We start from the raw sequence: 23,352 nt of genomic DNA, 5'->3' as shown, positions 1-23,352 counted from the left end.
AACCGGTGGAGCATAACTCACACCGGTTCATCGCACAGAATGGGTAGATTAGTTTTTAATACCCATGGTCTCTTTCAGCCAGGCTTTAAATTCTTCGCCCAGTGAGTTATGGCGAATACCATATTCAACGAAAGCCTGCATATAACCGAGCTTATTACCGCAGTCATGGCTCTTGCCTTTCATGTGGTAGGCTTCAACGGTCTCTTTCTCGATCAGCATATCAATGCCATCGGTCAGCTGGATTTCGTCACCCGCACCTGGAGGGGTTTTCGCCAGCAGTGGCCAAATCTCTGCGCTCAGCACATAACGACCCACTACCGCGAGGTTAGACGGGGCGACGTCAGCTTTCGGCTTCTCAACCACGCCAACCATCGGCACGCTTTCGCCTGGTTTCAGCTCCACGCCTTTGCAGTCGACCACGCCGTACGCGGTGACGTCTTCAACAGGCTCAACCATGATCTGGCTGCTGCCGGTTTCGTCGAAGCGACGAATCATGTCAGCGAGGTTGTCCTGAGAGAGGTCTGATTCGAACTCATCCAGAATCACGTCCGGCAGGATAACCGCCACAGGCTCGTCGCCCACGACCGGATGTGCGCACAGCACTGCGTGTCCGAGGCCCTTAGCCAGCCCCTGACGCACCTGCATGATGGTGACATGCGGTGGGCAGATAGACTGAACCTCTTCCAGCAGCTGGCGTTTAACGCGTTTTTCCAGCATGGCTTCAAGTTCAAAACTGGTATCGAAATGGTTTTCGATCGAGTTTTTGGACGAATGAGTCACCAGCACAATTTCAGTAATGCCCGCGGCAATACATTCATTGACGACATACTGGATTAATGGCTTATCAACCAAAGGCAGCATTTCTTTCGGAATTGCCTTTGTAGCCGGTAGCATCCTGGTTCCTAATCCCGCTACCGGGATAACGGCCTTTGTGACTTTCGAATTTAGGGCAGCCATTGAAATCTCCTGAACTGTTCAAGTTTTGAACTTTTTTGCAATGAATAACGCGTCGAGTATATCAGCCTCACTCTGCAAACCGGGTCTGAAAAGGGCGCGTTACCGATCAATTAGGATAAATACGTATCAAACTGGCAGTGATAGTAGCACTGCCGGTAAAACGAAGGTAAAGCTATCTGACGAATAAAACTCAATTGCCTATTCCGTGGACAACATTAAGCGCAAACGCCCACCGGCTCCCCAAATTTGACACTGCCATGACGTGCAGCGGTGGCTTATTTGGTTAAGATAAGTCGTACCTAACGTCCCCAGTGGAACGCCGTTACTGACCTGAATATGATGCTCCCCGGTATTCAGCGTGGCGTTTAGACCCGCAGAGACCAGGATGAGGTTTTTTAATTCACTATGGTAATAACCCACTAACAGCGGAAACTGTCCCGGTAAATTGGCCTGGCGGAAAAGCTGGTTAACTTGTTTAAGCAGTGCCCCCAATTCAGGAAGCCGCTGCCCCTGATGAGAAAGCTGTTCCTGTAACAAACCGTTAAATAATGCCCGCAATAATAATGCTGCTAATACGCCGTTATCACCTGCTCGCGTCACATCCAGACAATAAAACGCTAAATCAACATCTGATAATGGCGCAATATCGAGCACCAGGCCGGGCTGGTCTGCGGCAACCAGTTGACGGTAGTTAATTCTGCAATGGGATATATTTTGCTGAACCGGCGGCTGAAGCTCCTGTAAAAGCTTGGCGGCGGCGTGTGGATTACTGACCAGCGCATCCCAGTCCTGGAAAAGGCGCTCCTCTTCCTCGACGCGGGAATTAAACATATTCGGGTAAAGGCAGGCAAACACCGTTTCACGCAGGCGATTAAGATCTTTTACCGGCTTTAACAGGACGTCCTGAACGCCTAGACGCAGGGCTTTGGCGATATCGGCCATGTTCTCCGTCGCGGAGATCACCAGAATCGGCGTCTGGTCCCCCTCGTTACGCAAATGCTCGATGAGTTTTAGGCCGTTCATACGCGGCATTGCGATATCACAGATCATCAGATCGGGTGTGATGGCCGTCATCTGTTCCAGGGCATCTACACCGTCAACGGCGAGCAGGGTCGTTGCTCCCAGCGAACTTAACCACGAATCCAGTAGCGAACGGAAAACGGGCTCGTCTTCAACTATCAGAATCTGTTTTCCGGCCAATGGCTGTGTCATGGTCTCTCCTCTGGCAGACGATAAATCAATAGTGGCATGCTATTGGACCTACCGCCTGTCAGATTTTGCTGAAGTCGTCAAAAAGGGTGCTCACACTGACGCGCGCACCAAAGGTAACAGTTCGTCCATTTTTTTCTCAACCGCCAGTGCGCCGGCGGCAATAGCCGCTTCAGCGCGATGGAAGTCGAGCGTTGATATTTGCGGACAGAATGGCTGTATAAGAATATCCGGAGGATCGCCCGCCATTCGATTTCGCTTCAGGCGATTCTCCAGCACCTGAATAGAGGTGGTCATGATCTCCATCGCCGTCGGCGCGGTGACCGAACGTCGCGTCGCCGCACGCCCTAACCGTTCGCGCAGGCGTTCATGCCAGGCGAGTTTTTCGCTTTCTGGCTCATCGTTATGGAGATTCACCGGCATTAAATCTTGTTGCATCAGATGGGCGTCATGCTGCAAATCCACCGCAATCACGATATCAGCCCCCATCGCGCGGGTTAGCGAAATCGGGACAGGATTGACCACGCCGCCATCCACCAGCCAGTAGCCATTGTGGGGAACCGGTGCCATCAGACCCGGCATACTACAGGACGCGCGCACGGCAAGGTGGATATCACCTTCGGTGAACCAGATTTCCCTGCCGGTACTGAGATTGGTTGCCACGGCGCCGAACGGCATCTGGCAAAGATTGAAATCATCGGAGGGCATGATTTGGCGGAACTGATTAAACACGCGTTCACCGCGCAGCAGCCCACCGCGTTGCCAGGAGAGATCCATCAGGCGCAGGACGTCCCAGTAGCTAAAGGATCGTACCCAGGTTTCGAGCTCCGGCATTTTACCGCACGCGTAGGCGGCCCCTACCAGCGAACCAATAGAACATCCTGCAACAAGATCAACTTCGACACCCAGTCGTTTTAACGCGTTAATCACGCCAATGTGTGACCAGCCCCGGGCTGCACCTGATCCCAGCGCCAGACCAATTTTTACCTTTCTCATTAGTCCTGTTTAACTTCCCCTGGATTACCAACGTAGCGTCATCGCTACCGCTCAGTTAACATAGTGCTACCCGGCGTTTATACGCTATGACTTTTTTATTTCAGGAAGAGAATGGTGTCTCAACTCTGTCCCTGTGGTAGCGCTCTGGAGTATAGCCTATGTTGCCAGCGATATCTTTCCGGCAACCAGGTTGCACCAGATCCGTCACACCTTATGCGATCCCGGTATTCTGCTTTTGTGATCAAAGACGCAGACTACCTGATTAAAACCTGGCATCCGTCCTGCCATGCCGCTGACTTTCGTCAGGAGATTGAAGCCGGATTTGCCAATACGCAGTGGCTCGGCCTGACGCAGTACGAGGTTGCGCCCGGCAGTACCCCCAATGAAGGTTTTGTCAGTTTTGTCGCCCGTTTTACCGAGCAGAACAAACCGGGTGCCATCATCGAACGCTCCCGGTTCTTACTGGAGGGCGGACAGTGGTACTATATTGATGGTACTCGTCCGCAGTTTGGTCGTAATGACCCCTGCCCCTGCGGTTCAGGTAAAAAATTTAAAAAGTGTTGCGGGCAATAACGCCTGACCACAAATAACAAGCAAACACTCAACAGGATTTCCTCGCGATGCAATCACTCCAACGCAAAATACTGCGTACCATTTGCCCTGACCAGAAGGGTCTGATCGCCCGTATCACCAACATTTGCTACAAGCATGAACTGAACATCGTGCAGAACAACGAGTTCGTGGATCATCGCACGGGCCGTTTCTTTATGCGCACCGAGCTGGAAGGCATTTTCAACGACAACACCCTGCTGGCTGACCTCGACGGCGCATTGCCCGAAAACTCCATTCGCGAGCTGACTCCTGCCGGTCGCCGCCGCGTGGTGATTCTGGTGACTAAAGAAGCGCACTGTCTGGGCGATCTGTTGATGAAAGCCAATTACGGCGGCCTGGACGTTGAAATTGCCGCGGTCATCGGCAACCACGATACCCTGCGTACGCTGGTCGAGCGTTTTGATATTCCGTTCGAACTGGTGAGCCACGAGGGGCATACCCGCGAAGAGCACGACGATCTGATGGCGCAGGCCATTGAAGCGCACAATCCTGACTACGTGGTGCTAGCGAAGTACATGCGCGTGCTGACACCGTCGTTTGTCTCCCGCTTCCCGAATAAGATCATCAACATTCACCACTCGTTCCTGCCCGCCTTCATTGGCGCGCGTCCGTACCATCAGGCGTACGAGCGCGGCGTGAAGATTGTCGGTGCGACCGCCCACTACGTGAACGATAACCTGGATGAAGGCCCAATCATCATGCAGGACGTGATTCACGTCGATCACACCTATACCGCAGAAGATATGATGCGTGCCGGTCGTGACGTGGAGAAGAACGTACTGAGCCGCGCGCTGTATCAGGTGCTGGCCCAGCGCGTGTTTGTCTACGGCAACAGAACGATTATTCTTTAATCCTTTGTGAAATGAATTGATTAGCTTTGCACCTTTACGGGCAAAAAGCAGACAAACGATTCGTTTTCCTCAAAGGAATGCTTTACAGGGGCGCGTCATTTGATATGATGCGCCCCGCTTCCAGCAGGAAGCAGGCCAGTAAAAGTATTACCCCGTGGTGGGGTTCCCGAGCGGCCAAAGGGAGCAGACTGTAAATCTGCCGTCATCGACTTCGAAGGTTCGAATCCTTCCCCCACCACCATCTCAACGCTCAAGCATCATACCCCTGGCGGGGTTCCCGAGCGGCCAAAGGGAGCAGACTGTAAATCTGCCGTCATCGACTTCGAAGGTTCGAATCCTTCCCCCGCCACCATTTCTTGAATTAAATCCCAAAAAAACCTTTTTTTTATCGGCTTTCGCACACCTATTTTTCCCCGGTGGCGCTGCGCTTACCGGGGCTACAAAACCGATCCGCGAACCCGTAGGCCGGGTAAGGCGAAGCCGCCACCCGGCAAAAAGGCGAAAAAAAACCCTGCCGAAGCAGGGTCTTGTTTATTCACATCCATCGATCAGCGACGTGCGCGCACAATCTGGTACTTACGCGTCAGATACTCAACCGGCACGCTCCAGATATGCACCAGGCGCGAGAACGGGAACAGCACGAACAGCGTCATACCCAGCACCAGATGCATTCGGAAGATAAAGGCTACGCCGTCCAGATGCTCAGACGCCCCGCCGTGGAACGTCACCACGGACTGCGCCCAGCCGACCAGTTTCATCATCTCGCTGCCGTCCATATGTTGGGCAGAGAAAGGAATCGTCGCCAGACCCAGCGCGCACTGGATAACCAGCACCGCCATCACCAGAATATCCGCCGCCGTTGTCGTCGCACGAATACGCGGGCTGAACAGACGGCGTTTGAGCAGCAGCAAACCACCCACCAGGCACATCACGCCCGCGGCACCGCCGCCAAACATCGCCATCTTCTGCTTCACTTCCAGCGGCAGCCAGGCTTCATACATCCAGTGCGGCGTCAGCATCCCGAAGGCGTGACCGGCGATCACACCCAGAATCCCGATGTGGAACAGGTTCGACGCCAGGTTCATCCCTTTGCGATCCAGCATCTGGCTGGAGCCCGCACGCCAGGTGTACTGCCCGTAGTCATAACGCAGCCAACTGCCTACCAGGAACACGGTACCCGCAATGTACGGATAGATATCAAAGAAGAACATATTCAGGAAGTGCATTATTGCTGTCCTCCGTTAGAGATATTCAAATATTGCGGGGCGACAGCTCCGGCAAAACGACGCTGGTGAGCCGAGATTTCCGACTCGCCGCAATTCTGGTCAGCAAAGAACTTCACCTGCTCTTCTTCCCAGACCGCATCCAGCGCCTGCGGGGTATCATCGCGCGCTTCGTCGGCGATTTTTTCCGCTACTTTGTCGCTATCTACCGCCGCGTTCGCCAGTTTCACCAGCAGTTCGAACAGCACCGCATAGCGGCTTTCACGCTGTTTCAGACGCGCACTCAGCAACGCCAGAATCGGGGCGATATCCTGCAGACCGCCCAGCGCCTCTTCGCGCGGCAGCTGCGCCAGATATTCCAGATACAGCGGCAGATGGTCCGGCAGCTCGCGGCTGTCGAGCTGCAAGCCGTGCGCTTCGTACTGCGCCATCAGGTCAACCATCGCCTGACCGCGATCGCGGGATTCACCGTGAACGTGTTCGAACAGCAGCAGCGAGGTGGCACGGCCGCGGTCAAACAGCTGGCTGTAGTCAGACTGCGCATCCAGCTGATCCTGAGTGAGTAAATCACGCAGGAAAACGCCTAACGCCTGCGCGTCTTCTTTATCCAGATTTTCCGATGACGCGAGTGCATCAAAGAGCTCCTGCTGATGCTGCCACAGAGCAGCATCAGGGTACTCGAGCAGACGCGAAACAATGACGAGTTCAATCATTGGTGCGGCTCCGTTTTGCTGGTCACATCCATCGCATCAATGCGACGGCTGTTGAACAGGTTGAATTTGCTGTCTGAACCGTGGCAACCGTCGCCGAAGGTAAAGCCACAACCGCTTTTCTCCGGGAAGGCGTCACGCGCCTGTTCGCGGTGGCTGCTTGGTACCACGAAACGATCTTCGTAGTTCGCAATCGCCAGGTAACGGTACATCTCCTGGGCCTGCGCTTCGCTCAGACCGACCTCTTCCAGCGCGCTGGTGTCGATTACGCCGTCTACGGTTTCTGCACGTTTGAAGTGACGCATCGCCAGCATACGTTTCAGGGCCAGCAGCACCGGCTGGGTATCCCCTGCGGTCAGCAGGTTTGCCAGGTACTGAACCGGGATACGCAGGCTTTCCACGTCCGGCAGGATCCCGTTGCTGCTCAGCTCACCCGCATCGGCGGCGGACTGAATTGGAGACAGCGGTGGCACATACCAGACCATCGGCAGCGTGCGATATTCCGGGTGCAGTGGCAGAGCCAGCTTCCAGTCCATCGCCATTTTGTAGACCGGCGACTGCTGCGCGGAGTCGATTACGCTCTGCGGAATGCCGTCTTTCAGCGCCTGCTCAATCACTTTCGGATCGTTCGGATCGAGGAACACGTCCAGCTGACGCTGATAGAGATCTTTCTCGTTCTCAGTGCTCGCCGCAGTTTCAATCGCATCCGCGTCATACAGCAGCACGCCGAGGTAACGAATACGGCCTACGCAGCTCTCGGAACAGACGGTCGGCATCCCCGCTTCGATACGCGGATAACAGAAGATGCACTTCTCGGACTTGCCGCTCTTCCAGTTGAAGTAGATCTTTTTGTACGGGCAGCCGGTGATGCACATGCGCCAGCCGCGGCACTTGTCCTGGTCGATCAGCACGATGCCGTCTTCTTCACGCTTGTAGATGGCTCCGCTCGGACAGGTCGCGACACACGCCGGGTTCAGGCAGTGTTCGCACAGACGCGGCAGGTACATCATGAAGGTGTTTTCGAACTGGCCGTACATCGCCTTCTGCATGTTTTCGAAGTTCTGATCTTTCGACAGTTTTTCGAACTCACCGCCGAGATCGTCTTCCCAGTTCGGGCCTTTGCTGATTTTGTCCATACGCTGGCCAGTGATCAGCGAGCGCGGACGCGCAATCGGCTGATGTTTCCCTTCCGGCGCGTTGTGCAGGTTCTGGTAGTCAAAATCAAACGGCTCGTAGTAATCGTCGATGCCCGGCAGATGCGGGTTAGCAAAGATTTTACCCAGCAGCAGCGCTTTGTTACCCATGCGCGGCACCAGTTTGCCGTTGATTTTGCGGATCCAGCCGCCCTTCCATTTTTCCTGGTTTTCCCAGTCGGTCGGGAAGCCGGTGCCTGGTTTAGTTTCGACGTTGTTGAACCACGCGTATTCCGTGCCTTCGCGGCTGGTCCAGACATTTTTACAGGTGACTGAGCAGGTATGACAGCCGATGCACTTATCCAGATTCAGCACCATGCCGACTTGTGAACGAATTTTCATTTTACGCTCTCCTGTACCTGGTCATTACCTTCACCATCTAACCAGTTAATATTCTTCATCTTACGCACCACCACGAACTCATCGCGGTTAGAGCCGACCGTACCGTAGTAGTTAAAGCTGTATGCCAGTTGCGCATAGCCGCCGATCATATGAGTCGGTTTCGGCGTAATACGCGTGACCGAGTTATGGATACCGCCGCGCTGCTGAGTGACTTCGGAACCTGGCAGGTTCACGATACGCTCCTGGGCGTGGTACATCATGGTCATCCCGGCTGGCACACGCTGGCTGACAACCGCACGGGCCGTCAGAGCACCGTTGCTGTTGAACACTTCGATCCAGTCGTTATCCACGATCCCCAGATCTTTGGCGTCCACTTCGCTCATCCAGACGATTGGCCCACCGCGACCTAAGGTCAGCATCAGCAGGTTGTCGCTGTAGGTGGAGTGAATCCCCCACTTCTGGTGCGGCGTCAGGAAGTTCAGTGCTTTTTCCGGGTTACCGTTAGACTTCTCGCCCATCACCTCTTTCACCGAACGGGTGTCGATTGGCGGACGATAGACCAGAAGGCTTTCCCCGAAATCACGCATCCACTGGTGATCCTGATACAGGGACTGACGACCGGTCAGGGTGCGCCATGGGATCAGCTCGTGAACGTTGGTATAACCCGCGTTGTAAGACACATGTTCATCTTCCAGACCAGACCAGGTCGGGCTGGAGATAATTTTGCGCGGCTGAGCCTGAATATCGCGGAAGCGAATTTTCTCGTCTTCTTTGTTCAGCGCCAGATGCGTGTGGTCACGACCGGTGAATTCGCTGAGCGCCGCCCAAGCTTTGACGGCCACCTGACCGTTGGTTTCTGGCGCCAGGGTGAGGATCATCTCTGCCGCATCAATCGCCGTGTTCAGCATCGGCTGGCCTTTGGCCGGGCCGTCTGCTTTGGTGTAATTGAGCTTACGCAGCAGATCCATTTCGCTCTGGGTGTTCCAGGCAATACCTTTCCCGCCGTTACCGATTTTCTCCATCAATGGGCCGATAGAGGTAAAGCGCTCGTAAGTCGCCGGGTAATCGCGTTCCACCGGAATGATGTGTGGCGCAGTGACGCCAGGAATCAGGTCGCATTCGCCTTTTTTCCAGTCTTTCACGTCCAGCGGCTGCGCCAGTTCAGCAGCGGAGTCGTGCTGGATTGGCAGGGTCACAACGTCGGTTTCTACGCCGAGATGGCCCACGCACACTTCGGAGAATTTCTTGGCGATGCCTTTGTAGATTTCCCAGTCGCTTTTGGAATCCCACGCCGGGTCAACGGCGGCAGACAGCGGGTGAATAAACGGATGCATATCCGAAGTATTCATGTCGTCTTTTTCGTACCAGGTCGCCGTCGGCAGCACGATGTCGGAGTACAGACAGGTGCTGGAGAGACGGAAGTCCAGGGTGACGACCAGATCCAGTTTCCCGTCGAGACCGTTATCTTTCCACTCGACTTCTTCTGGCTTCACGCCGCCCTGTTTGCCCAGGTCTTTGCCCTGAATACCGTGGTCAGTACCCAGCAGGTACTTAAGCATGTATTCGTGGCCTTTACCGGACGAGCCGAGCAGGTTCGAACGCCAGATGAACAGGTTACGCGGGTGGTTTTTGCCGTTTTCAGGATTTTCCGCCGCAAAGCGAATCGAGCCATCCTTCAGGGATTTCACGGTGTAATCGACCGGTGACATACCCGCTTGTTTCGCCGCTTCCGCGATGCGCAGCGGGTTGGTACCCAGCTGTGGCGCGGACGGCAGCCAGCCCATGCGCTCTGCACGCACGTTGAAGTCGATCAGATGTCCGGTGTAGCGGGATTTATCCGCCATTGGCGAGAGCAGTTCCTGCGCGGTGACGGTTTCATAGCGCCACTGGCTGGAGTGGTTGTAGAAATAGGAGGTGCTGTTCATGTGACGCGCCGGACGCTGCCAGTCGAGGCCAAACGCCAGCGGCTGCCAGCCGGTCTGCGGACGCAGTTTTTCCTGGCCCACATAGTGCGCCCAACCGCCGCCGCTCTGGCCGATACAGCCGCAGAACACCAGCATGTTGATAAGACCACGATAGTTCATATCGAGGTGATACCAGTGGTTCAGACCCGCGCCGACGATGATCATCGAACGACCGTGGGTTTTGTCAGCGTTCTCGGCAAATTCACGGGCGATACGGGTGATTTGCGCACGTGGCACGCCGGTCACCTGCTCTGCCCACGCCGGGGTGTACGCTTTGATGTCGTCGTAGCTGGTCGCGCAGTTTTCGTCGTTCAGACCACGTTCCAGACCGTAGTTGGCCATCGTCAGATCGTAAACGGTGGTCACCAGCGCGGTCGAGCCGTCGGCCAGTTGCAGACGTTTTACCGGCAGTTTGTGCAGCAGGATATTTTCCAGCTCCACTTTCTTGAAGTGTTCAGAACCTTCGCCGCCGAAGTACGGGAAACCAACTTCTGCGATCTCATCCTGGCTGCCCAGCATGCTGAGACGCAGCTCGGCCTCTTCGCCAGTGGTGCCGTCGCGTTGCTCGAGGTTCCACTTGCCTTTTTCGCCCCAGCGGAAACCGATGGAGCCGTTCGGCGCGACCATATCGCCGTCGTTAGTGCAGGCGACGGTTTTCCATTCCGGGTTGTTTTCCTGGCCCAGCGCATCCACCAGATCCGCCGCACGCAGCATACGACCGGCAGCGTAGTAGCCGTCGCGCTCTTCGAGCATCACCAGCATTGGCATGTCGGTGTAGCGACGCACGTAGTCGGTGAAGTACTGGCTTGGTTTATCCAGGTGGAATTCGCGCAGCATGACGTGGCCCATCGCCAGCGCCATCGCGGCATCGGTACCCTGCTTCGGCGCCAGCCACAGATCGCACAGCTTGGCGATTTCGGCGTAGTCCGGGGTCACGGCAACGGTTTTGGTGCCTTTATAACGCACTTCGGTGAAGAAGTGAGCGTCCGGGGTACGGGTCTGCGGTACGTTAGAGCCCCAGGCGATGATATAGCTGGAGTTGTACCAGTCAGCGGATTCAGGCACGTCGGTCTGCTCGCCCCAGGTCTGCGGAGACGCTGGCGGTAAGTCACAGTACCAGTCGTAGAAGCTCAGACAGGTGCCGCCGATGAGGGACAGGTAGCGCGCGCCGGATGCGTAGGAGACCATCGACATCGCCGGGATCGGCGAGAAGCCTGCCACGCGATCCGGGCCGTAGGTTTTGACGGTATAGACGTTAGACGCCGCAATCAGCTCATTCACTTCCTGCCAGGATGAACGGACAAACCCGCCGCGTCCACGCGCCTGCTTGAAGCTTTTCGCTTTATCTGCGTCTTCAATAATGGAGGCCCAGGCATCAACCGGATCGCTGTGCTGCACCTTCGCTTCGCGCCACATTTTCATCAGGCGTTTGCGCATCAGCGGGTATTTCAGGCGGTTGGCGCTGTACAGATACCAGGAGTAGCTCGCGCCACGCGGACAGCCGCGCGGTTCGTGGTTCGGCATATCCGGGCGAGTACGCGGATAGTCGGTCTGCTGCATTTCCCAGGTGACCAGACCATTCTTGACGAAGATCTTCCAGCTGCAGGAACCGGTGCAGTTTACACCGTGTGTAGAACGAACGACTTTATCGTGCTGCCAACGCTGACGGTATCCATCTTCCCAGTCCCGGTTGGTTTCCAGAACCTGACCGTGCCCATCGGCAAAGGTTTCGCCCTTCTGCTTGAAGTAGCGAAACCGGTCCAAAAATTTGCTCATCGGGTATCTCCTGTGTGGAGCCTGTGGCTCTCTAAATCGACATTGCTGATTTGCAGCGAAGGTAACGCTATGAAAGATGGTCGGAATTGATAACGATCAAGGCGGGCGGGCTCTGTTGCGTGGGGTATTAGAGCAAATACCACCAAAGCGGTAGAAAAAATTATTTTTTAACTATCTGTTTTTTATATGTATTTTATAGTTATCCCAGATAGGGGGCGGCTGTTTTTAACATCTTAGGTATTAAGGGGTAGAAGCTGCTGCAAAGCGATGGCGATCACAGCGTTACCCGCGGGCACATCCTGAGCCAGTAATAAGTATGTTGTAACTAATTGCGAGATAAAAAAATGCGCGGCACAGTGGCCGCGCGAACGGATAATCAAACTTACTTGTTTTTCTTAGTATTACGGCCGTATACCAGCCAGGTGATAAACACGCAGGCGATATAGAAGACGAGGAATACTTTCATGGCACCCGCCGGAGAGCCGGTCAGCTCGAGGGAGATACCAAAAGATTTCGGAATAAAGAAGCCGCCGATAGCACCGATGGCAGAGATAAAGCCCAGCGCTGCCGCGGTATCTGTCGCCGCTTCACGCATCGCCTGCTCTTCGCTGCCGCCCTGCGCTTTCACACGATCGGTGGTCAGCTTACGGAAGATCACCGAGATCATCTGGAAGGTAGAAGCACTACCCAGACCGGCCGTCAGGAACAGGCCCATGAACACGGCGAAGAACGCGGTGAAGTTACCGCCCACACCGTTGGTCGGCAGGGTCAGGAACAGCAGTGCGCAGAAGAACGCCATCAGCACAAAGTTCACCAGCGTCACGCGGGTTCCGCCCAGACGGTCGGAAATCATCCCGCCGGTAGAGCGTGCCAGGGCGCCGATAAACGGACCGAAGAAAGCAAAATGCAGGATCTGCACGTCCGGGAACTGGGTTTTCGACAGCATCGCGAAACCGGCGGAGAAGCCGATAAACGAGCCGAAAGTTGCCAGATACAGCAGGGCCATGATCCACAGGTGCGCGCGTTTCAGAACCGGCAGCTGCTCGCTCAGGGAGGCTTTAGACGCCGACAGATCGTTCATGAAGAACCAGGCTGCCAGGGTGAATACCACCAGGAACGGTACCCAGATCCAGGAGGCGTTTTCGAGGAACAGTTTAGAACCGTCCGCCTGTTCCACGCCCGTTCCGCCGAAGACGGCGAAGATAGACATGGAGATCGCCAGCGGCGCGATCAACTGCATCACGCTCACGCCCATATTGCCCAAGCCGCCGTTGATACCCAGCGCGCCGCCCTGTTTGGCTTTCGGGAAGAAGAAGCTGATGTTCGCCATGCTGGAAGCAAAGTTTGCCCCGGCAAAGCCGCACAGCAGTGCAATAATCACGAACACGCTGAACGGCGTTGAGGTGTCCTGCACCGCAAAGCCCAGCCAGACGCATGGGATGATCATGATGCCGGTGCTGAATGCCGTCCAGCGACGACCGCCAAACAGCGGAACCATAAAGGCGTAAGGAACACGCAGCAGCGCGCCGGAAAGTGCCGGAAGCGCAGTCAGCATAAACAGCTGATCGGTAGTAAAGGTAAAGCCGACTTTCGGCAGGTTAACCGCCACAGCACTAAACAGCATCCACACGCAGAATGCTAACAACAAACACGGAACAGAAATCCACAGATTACGACTTGCAACACGCTGGCCACGCTGTTTCCAGAACTCAGGATCTTCCGGATGCCATTCTGTTATAACAGCACCGGTTGCCCTTTCCGGGGCGGATGAGTGACTCATAGACACCTCTGATTATCAATATTGATGCTGCAAACATTAGGGTTTTAAGCGAGCGGTAAGTTGATATAAATCAAAGGAAAAGTTGACGGTTTGACGCTCAAAAAAACGCCATGACCCTAAGTGAGTAGATGCTTTAGGTAAAATTCGGCAAAAAAGGTGTGGTTTTTTAACGGGGCTGACGTTTTGCACTTCTCGCCTCCCCCTGCCCATTACTCCCGCGGCAATTTAGGAGTAATCCTTTGTTGGTATGGGTATACTCCAGGGTATGCAGGAAAATAGCGCCATTCCTGGAGGCAGGCAAAATCAGGAGCCCGGCAAGCCCATGTTAAAACGACTCTTCTCTCCGCTGACGCTGGTTAATCAGTTGGCCCTCATCGTGTTGCTGTCCACCGCCATTGGTGTGACCGGTATGGCGATCTCTGGCTGGCTGGTGCAGGGCGTACAGGGTAGCGCTCATGCCATTAACGAGGCAGGTTCCCTGCGTATGCAGAGTTATCGCCTGCTGGCTGCCGTTCCGTTGACGTCGAAAGACCAGGCCTTGCTGGATGAGATGGAGCGTACCGCATTCAGCCCCGAACTGGAAATTGCTGCCCAGCGCGATGGACAAACCCAACAGCTTAACGCCCTGCAGGGCTACTGGCACAGTCAGCTTAAACCGGGCCTGCAGCAGGCGCACAGCCCCGACACCGTTGCCGGTGATGTCGCCAGTTTTGTCGCCCGCATTGATACCCTGGTCTCCTCTTTCGACTCCTCCACCGAAATGCGCATTGAGCGCGTGGTGATGGTCCACGGCGCAATGGCAGTGTTTATGGCCCTGCTGCTGGTGTTCACCATCGTCTGGCTGCGCGCGCGCCTGCTGCATCCCTGGAAGCAGCTGCTGGCCGTGGCCCGCGCCGTCACTCAGCGTGATTTTACCCAGCGGGCGCACATCAGCGGCCGCAACGAAATGGCAATGCTCGGCCAGGCTCTGAATGATATGTCCGGCGAGCTGGCCGAAAGCTACGCGGTACTGGAAAAACGGGTACAGGAAAAAACCGCCGGTCTTGAGCAAAAGAACGAAATTCTCTCCTTCTTATGGCAGGCCAACCGCCGTCTGCACTCTCAGGTTCCGCTCTGCGAACGCCTGTCGCCGGTGCTGAACGGCCTGCAAAATCTGACCCTGCTGCACGATATTGAACTGCGCGTCTACGACGTCGAAGACGAAGAGAACCATCAGGAGTTCACCTGCCAGTCCGACATGACCTGCGACGATAAAGGCTGTCACCTGTGTCCGCGCGGGCTGCCCACACTCGCCAGCAGCGGTACAACCCTGAAATGGCGTCTCACGGACAGCCACACCCAGTACGGGATTTTGCTGGCAACCCTGCCGACCGGTCGCCACCTGAGCCACGATCAGCAGCAGTTGGTCGACACCCTGGTGGAGCAGCTCACCGCGACCCTGGCGCTGGACCGCCATCAGGAAAAACAGCAGCAGCTGATCGTTATGGAAGAGCGCGCCACCATCGCCCGCGAACTGCATGACTCGATCGCCCAGTCGCTCTCCTGTATCAAAATGCAGGTTAGCTGTCTGCAGATGCAGGACGACGCCCTGCCCGCCACCAGCAAACAGCTGTTGAGTCAGATCCGCAACGAGCTCAACACCTCCTGGGTGCAGCTGCGCGAACTGCTGACCACCTTCCGCCTGCAGCTCACCGAGCCGGGTTTACGCCCGGCATTAGAATCAAGCTGCCACGAATTTAGCGCCCGACTGGGGTTCCCGGTGAAGCTGGACTACCAGCTCCCGCCGCGTTTTGTCCCCTCCCATCAGGCGATTCACCTGCTGCAAATTGCCCGCGAAGCCCTGAGCAATGCGCTCAAGCACGCCGACGCAACGGCAGTCACGGTGGGCGTGACGCATCACGATAATCAGGTGCGTCTCACGGTCCAGGATAACGGCTGCGGCGTGCCGGAAAACGCTGAACGTACCAACCACTATGGTTTAATTATTATGCGAGACCGCGCGCAAAGTCTGCGTGGGGATTGCCAGGTTCGCCGGGGAGAGTCTGGCGGCACTGAAGTCGTAGTGACCTTTATCCCCGAAAAGCCTCTCATCACTTCTCAAGGAGAAAACCATGACTAATCAGGAACCGGCAACCATCCTGTTAATCGACGATCATCCGATGCTGCGCACCGGCGTAAGACAACTTGTCAGCATGGCGGCAGACATTACCGTTGTCGGCGAGGCCAGCAACGGCGAACAGGGTATTGAACTTGCCGAGTCACTCGATCCTGATTTGATCCTGCTCGATCTCAATATGCCGGGCATGAACGGCCTGGAAACTCTGGATAAGCTGCGCGAGAAATCCCTCTCCGGGCGCATCGTGGTGTTTAGCGTGTCTAACCATGAAGAAGACGTGGTGACCGCCCTGAAACGCGGCGCAGACGGGTATTTGCTCAAAGATATGGAACCGGAAGATCTGCTGAAAGCCCTGCAACAGGCCGCCGCCGGTGAAATGGTCCTGAGCGAAGCCTTAACGCCGGTACTCGCCGCCAGTCTGCGCGCCAACCGCGCCACGTCAGATCGCGATGTGACTCAGTTGACTCCGCGCGAGCGCGACATCCTGAAGCTGATTGCCCAGGGTCTGCCGAACAAAATGATCGCCCGCCGTCTGGATATCACCGAAAGCACGGTCAAAGTTCACGTCAAACATATGCTCAAGAAAATGAAGCTCAAATCCCGCGTCGAAGCGGCTGTGTGGGTCCATCAGGAGCGCATTTTCTAGTTTCACTCGTCCGGCAGCAGTTTCCATCTTGGATCGTCATCCGGCACTGCCATCAGCGGTGGCGACAGAGAGAGCGTGATCTCATTGGAAGAGACACGCTGCCCGTCTTCATCTTCGACCACCACCGACAGACGCCAGCGGTTCGTCGCCCCTTCGTTTGCATCCCAGGCCGGGAGGATCACACTCCAGCCATCACTGCTGTTCGCCCGCGGCGGCGACGTCAGACTTAACGCCTGCGTATCGCCCTGCCAGTGCAGCGCGCGTATTCCGTGAGTACTGCGGATCTGCAGTTTCAGATTGACCGTGTCACCCGGATGCAAATCCCACGGCGGCGTAGCGAGATAAACTGACAGCGTCTTACGCTGGCGAAACTCCATCACCGGCAGACTGGTGCGGTCCGGCGAGTCATAGCGACTCCCGCGCAGGGAACGGGTGGCCGCGACTTCATCCGCCGAGAGCTGTTTTTTCAGCGGGACGCCGAAGCGGTAGTTGAGTTTCATGCCGAGGTTATTCTGGCTGACGCCGCTCTCGCCCTGCTTATGCGCCGCCGAGAAGGTCAGGAGCGGCACCGGCGTATAGTCCAGCCCAAGATTGACCGCCATCGGGTTACGATACCCCGTGCCGCTATGGAACAGATCGACGTTCTCACCGAAATACTGCTCAAAGCTGACGCTGGTATTGAGATGATGGAAGTACGGCAGCCAGGCTTTGGCGGTGACATCGTACCCGCGCGCCATCCGCTGCTCCTGCACGTCGGAGCTCTCGCGCCAGTTGGCGAACGGCTGATAGTAGTTAGCCGACAGGCGCAGGTTCTCGCCCCAGGCTTCGGCGCCCAGCCCGGCCCGCTGTAGATTCTCATCCAGCAGGTTGTCGTAGAAGGTGTTGTAGCCCAGCAGCCATTTCCCGGCGACCCAGCGTTGACCGACGCCTGCGTTACTCACCAGTCCGTCGCTTTGCTGCGTCAGACCCACCTGGCTCCAGCTCAGATAGCGGTTGTTGTCCTGCCAGGGGATAAACCACCGCCCGCTGCTGCCGTTAAATTTACCGTTGTCGTCCACCAGCAGATCGACGCTGGCGTTACCCCAGGGCGACAGCCAGGACTCGATCTGCTGATTCACTTCCCCACTGACGGCATCGCGCACCTTGCCAAAGGCAAACTGACGCGCCTGCTCCCCGGTCGTCAGGCCATTATCGGTCATGCTCGCTTCACCGAAGGCTTTCGCCATCTCCGCCAGATGCTTTTCGCTTTCGCCTGTCGGTTTGGCTAAGCCGAGATCCGGCAGACCATCGCCATTGTTATCAAAAGGGTTTTTAGCCTGCTGTTCAAAAGCACCCGAGGCAGCCAAAACGGCTCCGGCCGGGATAAGGAGGAGGAAAAGCAGCGAGCGAATGTGTGGTGAAGCCATCATGAATGTCGTAACTGTGATCCAGATCGCAGGTAATTACAGTGCTAACCTTAACGCGTTCTGGAAGTTTTTGCAGCCTTAAGGGCAATTTCAGGAATAACCCGAAGCCGCTTTGTCTTTTCCCCCGGGAGCGCGGTAGCATAGGCCACCGGCATTATCCGTGCCTTGCTATTTACAGGAGTGAACATGCAAAAAATTGTGATTGTCGCGAACGGTGCGGCCTACGGAAGTGAATCCCTGTTTAACAGCCTGCGCCTGGCCATTGCCCTGCGCGATCAGGAGGGCGAGCTGGATCTGCGTCTCTTTTTGATGTCGGATGCCGTCACTGCCGGGCTGAAAGGGCAAAAACCCGCCGAGGGCTATAACATTCAGCAGATGCTGGAGATCCTCACCGCTCAGAACGTCCCGGTGAAACTGTGTAAAACCTGCACCGACGGGCGCGGTATCACCGCCCTGCCGCTGATTGAGGGCGTGGAGATCGGTACTCTGGTGGAACTGGCGCAGTGGACCCTGTCCGCCGATAAAGTATTAACTTTTTAATAATAAACTCGCTTACATATTTTTTACTTATGGACGCGGTTGCACCATCAAGTTCCTCGCCGGGTTGCCGATAGGCTACTTAAGTCAACTCAGCAGGTACACAGTGAATGTTAAAGTCAATTCGTGCCCGTATCATCGCCGCGACGACAGGCTGTCTGGTCGTCGCTCTTCTTCTTAATACCGTCATTAATTTCCAGGTCACACGCAAGGATAACCAGCAGTCGCAGCGCGATATTCTTGCCAGCACCAGCGCCAGCCATAACCTCGCCATCGCCGACTGGGTCAACAGCAAGCTGACCGTGATCAGCTCCGCGCAGTCCGTGGCGCTGAATGACGACCCGGTTCCGGTGTTTAAACAGCTGGCGCAGGCGGGTGGTTTCACTAACGTCTACGTCGGGTATGCCAGCAAAACGGCGAAATTCTCCGATCCGGCAGGCGTTCCGGCGGATTACGATCCGACCGTACGTCCGTGGTATCAGCAGGTGGTCAGCGCCGATGCGCCGGTCGTTACCGCGCCCTATGTCGATGCAGGCACCGGTAAACTGGTGGTGACCTTCGCCGTGCCGGTAAAAGAGAACGGCACGCTGAAAGCGGTCGTGGCCGGGGATGTGGCGATGGACAGCGTGGTGGCAAACGTGCGCGGCATTCATCCGACGCCTGCCAGCAGCGGTTTGCTGATCGACAGCGACGGGACGGTAATCGCCGCCAACGATCCGGCCCTGACCCTGAAACCCTTCAATGAGGCGATCGGCGGCGTCGATATCAATGCTCTGAAACAGGGCCAGGAAATCGACGGCACGCTGGGCGGTCTGGAAAAAACCTTCATCGCCACACCGGTGGCGGGAACGCACTGGCTGTTGGTTGTGGCCCTCGACAGTAACGATGCCACCTCCGGGATGCGCGCCCTGCTGAAAGCCTCCGCCCTGTCGCTGGTGATCCTGGTTCTGCTCAGCGGCGCGATTGTCCACTTCGTGATCGCCCGTCTGCTGAAACGCCTGTCAAATATCCGCGACGCGATGCACGCGATTGCCAACGGCACCAACGACCTTTCCCAGCGTCTGCCGGACAACGGCCAGGACGAAGTGGCGGAAATCGCCCAGGCCTTTAACGCCTTCAGCGACAAACTCTCCACGGTAATGGTGCAGCTGCGCGACGCGAGCTCTTCGGTGAAAAATGCGGCACGCGAAATTGCCGCAGGCAACCAGGATCTGTCGGGCCGTACCGAGCAGGCGGCCTCCAGCCTGCGCGAAACCGCCAGCGCGGTGGAGCAGATAACCGCATCCGTCACCCAGTCCACCGAATCGGCGGCGGAAGCCAACGACCAGGCGAGCAAAGCCTCAGCGGCGGCCTCGCGCGGCGGCGAAGTGGTCTCTCAGGCCATCACCACCATGCAGTCTATCGAAGTGGCCTCGGCCAAAATCGGTGATATCACCAGCGTGATCGACGGGATTGCCTTCCAGACCAACATCCTGGCGCTGAACGCGGCGGTGGAAGCGGCCCGTGCGGGCGAACAGGGTCGCGGATTTGCGGTGGTGGCCGGGGAAGTGCGTAGTCTGGCGAGCCGCAGCGCGCAGGCGGCGAAAGAGATCAAAACGCTGATCGACTCGACCGCCCACAGCGTGGCGACCGGTTCGCGCTACGTGCATCTGGCCGGGGAAAGCATGGACGAGATCCGCTCGACCATCGGCAGCGTGTCGGGAATTATGCGTGAAATCACCATCGCCACCAGCGAGCAGATGAAAGGCATCCACGAGATAAACCACGCCGTGACCCATCTCGACCGGATGGTGCAGCAGAACGCCGAACTGGTGGTGGAATCCGCCGCCGCGGCGAGCGCCCTGCAGAGCCAGGCGGGCGACCTTGCTGAAACCGCAGGTCATTTCCGCATATAATTTTAGTGTGGCGCGTATTGGCCTGGTCAAATACGCGCCAGCTGAACCCTTTCAGGCATTTTGTCATTTTTGTTTAAACGTTATGCCATTTTTTGATCAAAATCAGCATCCCCACCCTTCCCCTTTGGTGTTATGCCATGAGTGAATTGTGAACAACATCACGCTCAGGATTAACCGCAGGGAGCGCGTTTTTCGGGACAACGGGGTAAAAAATGGCACTGGTAAAAACAAGTTTGAAACTGTTTGGCGGGGATACGGTCGTCGTGCGCTGCTCTGAGCGCTGCCATATTCATCTGATGAGCGCGAAAGCGCAGAAGTCGTCGCAGGCGGATATTCTCAGCGTGCAGAATAAAGACAATGCGTGGTTAACCGTGCCTTACACCGGCACCTGGGATGTGTTGATCGATAGCCACAGCCAGTCGCTGGAGCATTCGGTCAGCTACGTTGCGGCCTGAAATCCGCTTTTGTAGGCCGGGTAAGGCGCAGCCGCCACCCGGCTTTTTTTATCAGGCAAAACCCGGACGTAAAGACGCTTCGCGGGAATCCCCTTCAATTAATGCTTTCACTCGGGCCACCAGCTCATTCAGGCAATCATCCTGCATTCCTAAACGCGACAGCTCCTGATCGAGGGAGAACAGATACTGAGCGTTAGTCCCCAGCGGCCCGCTGGCCGCGGCAATCAGCGGAGCGATGACCTGCGTTCGGGTGTCAGATTCATACAGGGGATGGCGCGGGTCCATGATAAACACCAGCGCATTAACGGTGCGACCGTCGTCGAGTTCCAGCTTGCACCAGCTCGGCATATAGCAGCCGGTAATCATCTCGCGCTTCCACAGCAGCGAGAGCTCTTCTTCGAGGGTCTCGTCCGGTAGACGATAAGCAACACCAGTGGTGCGCCCGCCCTCTTTCAGTGCAAGCATTCGGCCAGGCTGACAGGCGCTGCCGCGTCCGGCGGTCAGGCGCAAACAGAATGCGCGATGCCAGCCAGGGAGCGTACCCGTTGCGGATTCCACATACTCCAGCGCGGGATTCCACATCAGCGAACCATAACCAAATATCCATACCGGGCCTTCATCCGGACGACAGGCAATTGTCGCGGCGAGCGACGCTGCACGTTGTTCAGCCGACCAGAGAAGCGATTCCTCAATAGTACCAAATGCCGTCTTACAATCTGCCTTCATTAAGAAATCACGCGTTAACACTTTCCACCTCCGCCACTGCATGCTTCCTTGCGACATCTTGTTCGCCTTCCCGGCATTTTCGTTTTCTGCTCATTTTGACAGCAGTCAACAAACGATAAGCAATTCACAGGCCAGTTGCAATACAACGAAAGTTCAACAGCCGGAAAAGTCAAAACAGAGGCGGCTAATCATAAGGCGACTATTTCTTTTTATGCCATTTATCGTCCTCTCCTTTTTCATAATCATGTTTTACCGCCGCCCAGGCGACGCGATGGGCCGTCTCTTCGCGGCTGGCGTCATCGCGACGATCCTCTTTATCCTTATATTGTTCCCAGGCGCTGTTAAACGCTTCTTTGTAGATCTCCTGCGCATGTGATGGCAGAACGTGCTGGACGCTGTCAGGCAGGTCGCTTTTTGATTTGTAGGGCATCACTCACCTCTTTTTAGCCAAAAAGGTAAGTGTGGTCGACGAGAGTTATCACCGCCAGTCAAAATGACAATTGTGTGAAATGAATTAACTTAATCTACTGTTATTTAGTATGTATTTAGATTAAAAACGCTTTTACAGGCACTTTGAGAAAAATCGCCACCGTGACGTAAAATTAAGTAAAACATCACTGGAAATTATCTGTTTTCTGTTAGTTTAATGGCCTGCATTTTCATTCTATAATTACAAACACCTGCATTGACGGAGTATCACATGACAACAACGCATGAGGCGGTTAAGACCCGCCACAAGGAGACGTCGCTTATTTTCCCGCTTGTGGCACTGGCTGTGCTGCTCTTCTGGGGAAGTAGTCAGTCACTGCCAGTGGTCGTTGGAATTAACATTCTTGCTCTTATTGGTATTTTATCCAGCGCATTTAGCGTCGTACGCCACGCCGATGTTCTGGCTCACCGCCTGGGTGAACCCTATGGCTCTCTGATTTTAAGTCTTTCCGTTGTTATTCTCGAAGTCAGCCTGATTTCCGCACTGATGGCGACCGGCGACGCGGCACCGACGCTGATGCGCGATACGCTGTACTCGATCATCATGATTGTCACCGGCGGTCTGGTGGGCTTCTCGCTGTTATTGGGCGGGGGCAAATTCGCCACCCAATATATGAACCTGTTTGGTATTAAACAGTATCTGATCGCCCTCTTTCCGCTGGCAATTATTGTGCTTGTCTTCCCTATGGCACTGCCGGGCGCCAACTTCACCACCGGTCAGGCGCTGCTGGTTGCCCTGATTTCCGCCGCGATGTATGGCGTGTTCCTGCTGATTCAGACCAAAACGCACCAGAGCCTGTTCGTGTACGAGCATGAAGACGACGGCGATGACGATGACCCGCACCACGGCAAGCCGTCGGCGCACAGCAGCATGTGGCACACGGTTTGGCTGATCGTGCATCTGATTGCGGTTATCGCCGTCACCAAGATGAACGCCAATCCGCTGGAGACCTTGCTGACAGAGCTGAACGCACCTGTGGCCTTCACCGGCTTCCTGGTAGCGTTGCTGATCCTCTCTCCGGAAGGCTTAGGGGCGCTGAAAGCGGTGCTGAATAACCAGGTGCAGCGCGCGATGAACCTGTTCTTCGGTTCGGTTCTGGCGACGATATCATTGACCGTTCCGGTCGTGACGCTGATCGCCTTTATGACCGGGAATGACCTGCACTTTGCGCTGGGTGCGCCAGAGATGATTGTGATGGTCGCGTCGCTGCTGCTGTGTCAGATTTCGTTCTCAACCGGACGCACCAACGTGCTGAATGGCTCGGCGCATCTGGCGTTATTTATCGCGTATCTGATGACGATATTTGCCTGACCCCTGGTTTGTTTTGCCGGGTGGCGCTGCTGTATGACCGGATACATAGGTGACAGATCAGACCGGGAACATAGGTAACACTTTCTAGTCTATCCGGACCACACTCTCGGTTTTTCGGTCGTAGTACGCAAGCGTTATTCCATTAAAGATGATGGCC

General features: G+C 55.8%; 19 protein-coding genes and 2 tRNA genes. 10 read left to right on the top strand and 11 right to left on the bottom strand.

From position 1 onward, the window contains the following. Positions 1 to 48: 48 nt before the first annotated feature. The 3 genes from galU to rssA form a co-directional block, all read right to left on the bottom strand. Positions 49 to 957 carry a UTP--glucose-1-phosphate uridylyltransferase GalU gene (gene galU, locus QQF33_RS00105; RefSeq protein ID WP_285146336.1) on the bottom strand — a complete coding sequence of 303 codons (909 nt, stop codon included), beginning with the start codon at positions 955 to 957 and terminating at the stop codon, positions 49 to 51. 198 nt (positions 958 to 1,155) lie between these two features. After that, positions 1,156 to 2,169, bottom strand: a complete 1,014-nt coding sequence (gene rssB, locus QQF33_RS00100; RefSeq protein ID WP_282495366.1) for a two-component system response regulator RssB — start codon at positions 2,167 to 2,169, stop codon at positions 1,156 to 1,158. A 90-nt stretch (positions 2,170 to 2,259) separates the two neighbouring features. Beyond that, positions 2,260 to 3,162, bottom strand: coding sequence for a patatin-like phospholipase RssA (gene rssA / locus QQF33_RS00095; protein WP_282495367.1), 903 nt, complete (start codon positions 3,160 to 3,162; stop codon positions 2,260 to 2,262). 114 nt (positions 3,163 to 3,276) lie between these two features. On the opposite strand from rssA, the gene QQF33_RS00090 reads away from it, so the two are divergent. The 4 genes from QQF33_RS00090 (at position 3,277) to QQF33_RS00075 (ending at position 4,977) form a co-directional block, all read left to right on the top strand. Beyond that, positions 3,277 to 3,735 (top strand): YchJ family protein, encoded by a 459-nt coding sequence (locus QQF33_RS00090; RefSeq protein WP_282495370.1) that lies wholly within the window; start codon positions 3,277 to 3,279, stop codon positions 3,733 to 3,735. Positions 3,736 to 3,782: 47 nt separating this feature from the next. Continuing rightward, positions 3,783 to 4,625, top strand: a complete 843-nt coding sequence (gene purU / locus QQF33_RS00085) for a formyltetrahydrofolate deformylase (RefSeq protein WP_282495368.1) — start codon at positions 3,783 to 3,785, stop codon at positions 4,623 to 4,625. Positions 4,626 to 4,781: 156 nt separating this feature from the next. After that, positions 4,782 to 4,866 (top strand) — tRNA-Tyr (locus tag QQF33_RS00080). A 26-nt stretch (positions 4,867 to 4,892) separates the two neighbouring features. Continuing rightward, positions 4,893 to 4,977: transfer RNA gene (locus QQF33_RS00075), tRNA-Tyr, on the top strand. Positions 4,978 to 5,173: 196 nt separating this feature from the next. Here the strand turns inward: QQF33_RS00075 and narI are convergent. The 5 genes from narI to QQF33_RS00050 form a co-directional block, all read right to left on the bottom strand. Then, positions 5,174 to 5,851 carry a respiratory nitrate reductase subunit gamma gene (gene narI, locus QQF33_RS00070; RefSeq protein WP_282494508.1) on the bottom strand — a complete coding sequence of 226 codons (678 nt, stop codon included), beginning with the start codon at positions 5,849 to 5,851 and terminating at the stop codon, positions 5,174 to 5,176. Beyond that, complete coding sequence (narJ, locus tag QQF33_RS00065) at positions 5,851 to 6,561, bottom strand: nitrate reductase molybdenum cofactor assembly chaperone (RefSeq protein ID WP_282494509.1); 711 nt, start codon at positions 6,559 to 6,561, stop codon at positions 5,851 to 5,853. Before narJ ends, narI begins: the two co-directional genes overlap by 1 nt. Further along, on the bottom strand, positions 6,558 to 8,093 hold the full coding sequence (narH, locus tag QQF33_RS00060; protein ID WP_285148944.1) for a nitrate reductase subunit beta: 1,536 nt from the start codon (positions 8,091 to 8,093) through the stop codon (positions 6,558 to 6,560). Before narH ends, narJ begins: the two co-directional genes overlap by 4 nt. Continuing rightward, the gene (locus tag QQF33_RS00055; RefSeq protein WP_285148945.1) at positions 8,090 to 11,833 is read right to left on the bottom strand and encodes a nitrate reductase subunit alpha; all 3,744 of its coding nucleotides are present in this window, start codon (positions 11,831 to 11,833) and stop codon (positions 8,090 to 8,092) included. The genes narH and QQF33_RS00055 overlap by 4 nt, the downstream gene beginning before the upstream one ends. 382 nt (positions 11,834 to 12,215) lie before the next feature. Further along, a complete protein-coding gene (locus QQF33_RS00050) occupies positions 12,216 to 13,613 on the bottom strand; it encodes a NarK family nitrate/nitrite MFS transporter (protein WP_285146331.1) in 1,398 nt (465 codons plus the stop codon). A 322-nt stretch (positions 13,614 to 13,935) separates the two neighbouring features. On the opposite strand from QQF33_RS00050, the gene narX reads away from it, so the two are divergent. Then, positions 13,936 to 15,732 carry a nitrate/nitrite two-component system sensor histidine kinase NarX gene (gene narX / locus QQF33_RS00045; RefSeq protein WP_285148946.1) on the top strand — a complete coding sequence of 599 codons (1,797 nt, stop codon included), beginning with the start codon at positions 13,936 to 13,938 and terminating at the stop codon, positions 15,730 to 15,732. Beyond that, positions 15,725 to 16,375, top strand: a complete 651-nt coding sequence (gene narL / locus QQF33_RS00040; protein ID WP_282494514.1) for a two-component system response regulator NarL — start codon at positions 15,725 to 15,727, stop codon at positions 16,373 to 16,375. Before narX ends, narL begins: the two co-directional genes overlap by 8 nt. Positions 16,376 to 16,377: 2 nt before the next feature. Here narL and QQF33_RS00035 read toward each other — a convergent pair whose 3' ends face one another. Beyond that, complete coding sequence (locus QQF33_RS00035; protein ID WP_285157167.1) at positions 16,378 to 17,784, bottom strand: YchO/YchP family invasin; 1,407 nt, start codon at positions 17,782 to 17,784, stop codon at positions 16,378 to 16,380. 183 nt (positions 17,785 to 17,967) lie between these two features. Here QQF33_RS00035 and QQF33_RS00030 point away from each other — a divergent pair, with 183 nt between their 5' ends. The 3 genes from QQF33_RS00030 (at position 17,968) to QQF33_RS00020 (ending at position 20,668) form a co-directional block, all read left to right on the top strand. Continuing rightward, the gene (locus tag QQF33_RS00030) at positions 17,968 to 18,321 is read left to right on the top strand and encodes a DsrE/DsrF/TusD sulfur relay family protein (protein ID WP_282494516.1); all 354 of its coding nucleotides are present in this window, start codon (positions 17,968 to 17,970) and stop codon (positions 18,319 to 18,321) included. Positions 18,322 to 18,428: 107 nt separating this feature from the next. Next, the gene (locus QQF33_RS00025) at positions 18,429 to 20,213 is read left to right on the top strand and encodes a methyl-accepting chemotaxis protein (protein WP_285148948.1); all 1,785 of its coding nucleotides are present in this window, start codon (positions 18,429 to 18,431) and stop codon (positions 20,211 to 20,213) included. Positions 20,214 to 20,425: 212 nt separating this feature from the next. Next, entirely contained in the window at positions 20,426 to 20,668 is a 243-nt protein-coding gene (locus tag QQF33_RS00020) for a DUF1883 domain-containing protein (protein ID WP_100779919.1), read from the top strand. 51 nt (positions 20,669 to 20,719) lie between these two features. On the opposite strand, the gene QQF33_RS00015 is transcribed toward QQF33_RS00020, so the two are convergent. Together QQF33_RS00015 and chaB are read right to left on the bottom strand one after the other, a co-directional pair. Next, positions 20,720 to 21,415 carry a gamma-glutamylcyclotransferase gene (locus tag QQF33_RS00015; protein ID WP_285149024.1) on the bottom strand — a complete coding sequence of 232 codons (696 nt, stop codon included), beginning with the start codon at positions 21,413 to 21,415 and terminating at the stop codon, positions 20,720 to 20,722. Positions 21,416 to 21,593: 178 nt separating this feature from the next. After that, the gene (gene chaB / locus QQF33_RS00010) at positions 21,594 to 21,824 is read right to left on the bottom strand and encodes a putative cation transport regulator ChaB (RefSeq protein ID WP_285148949.1); all 231 of its coding nucleotides are present in this window, start codon (positions 21,822 to 21,824) and stop codon (positions 21,594 to 21,596) included. Between the two features lie 270 nt (positions 21,825 to 22,094). On the opposite strand from chaB, the gene chaA reads away from it, so the two are divergent. Continuing rightward, entirely contained in the window at positions 22,095 to 23,195 is a 1,101-nt protein-coding gene (gene chaA / locus QQF33_RS00005) for a sodium-potassium/proton antiporter ChaA (RefSeq protein ID WP_282494519.1), read from the top strand. Positions 23,196 to 23,352 lie beyond the last annotated feature (157 nt).

This window comes from Lelliottia wanjuensis (assembly GCF_030238365.1).
GTDB lineage: Bacteria > Pseudomonadota > Gammaproteobacteria > Enterobacterales > Enterobacteriaceae > Enterobacter > Enterobacter wanjuensis.
Note: the sequence above shows the minus strand (reverse complement) of the source record. Positions and strands in the feature narration are given on the sequence as shown.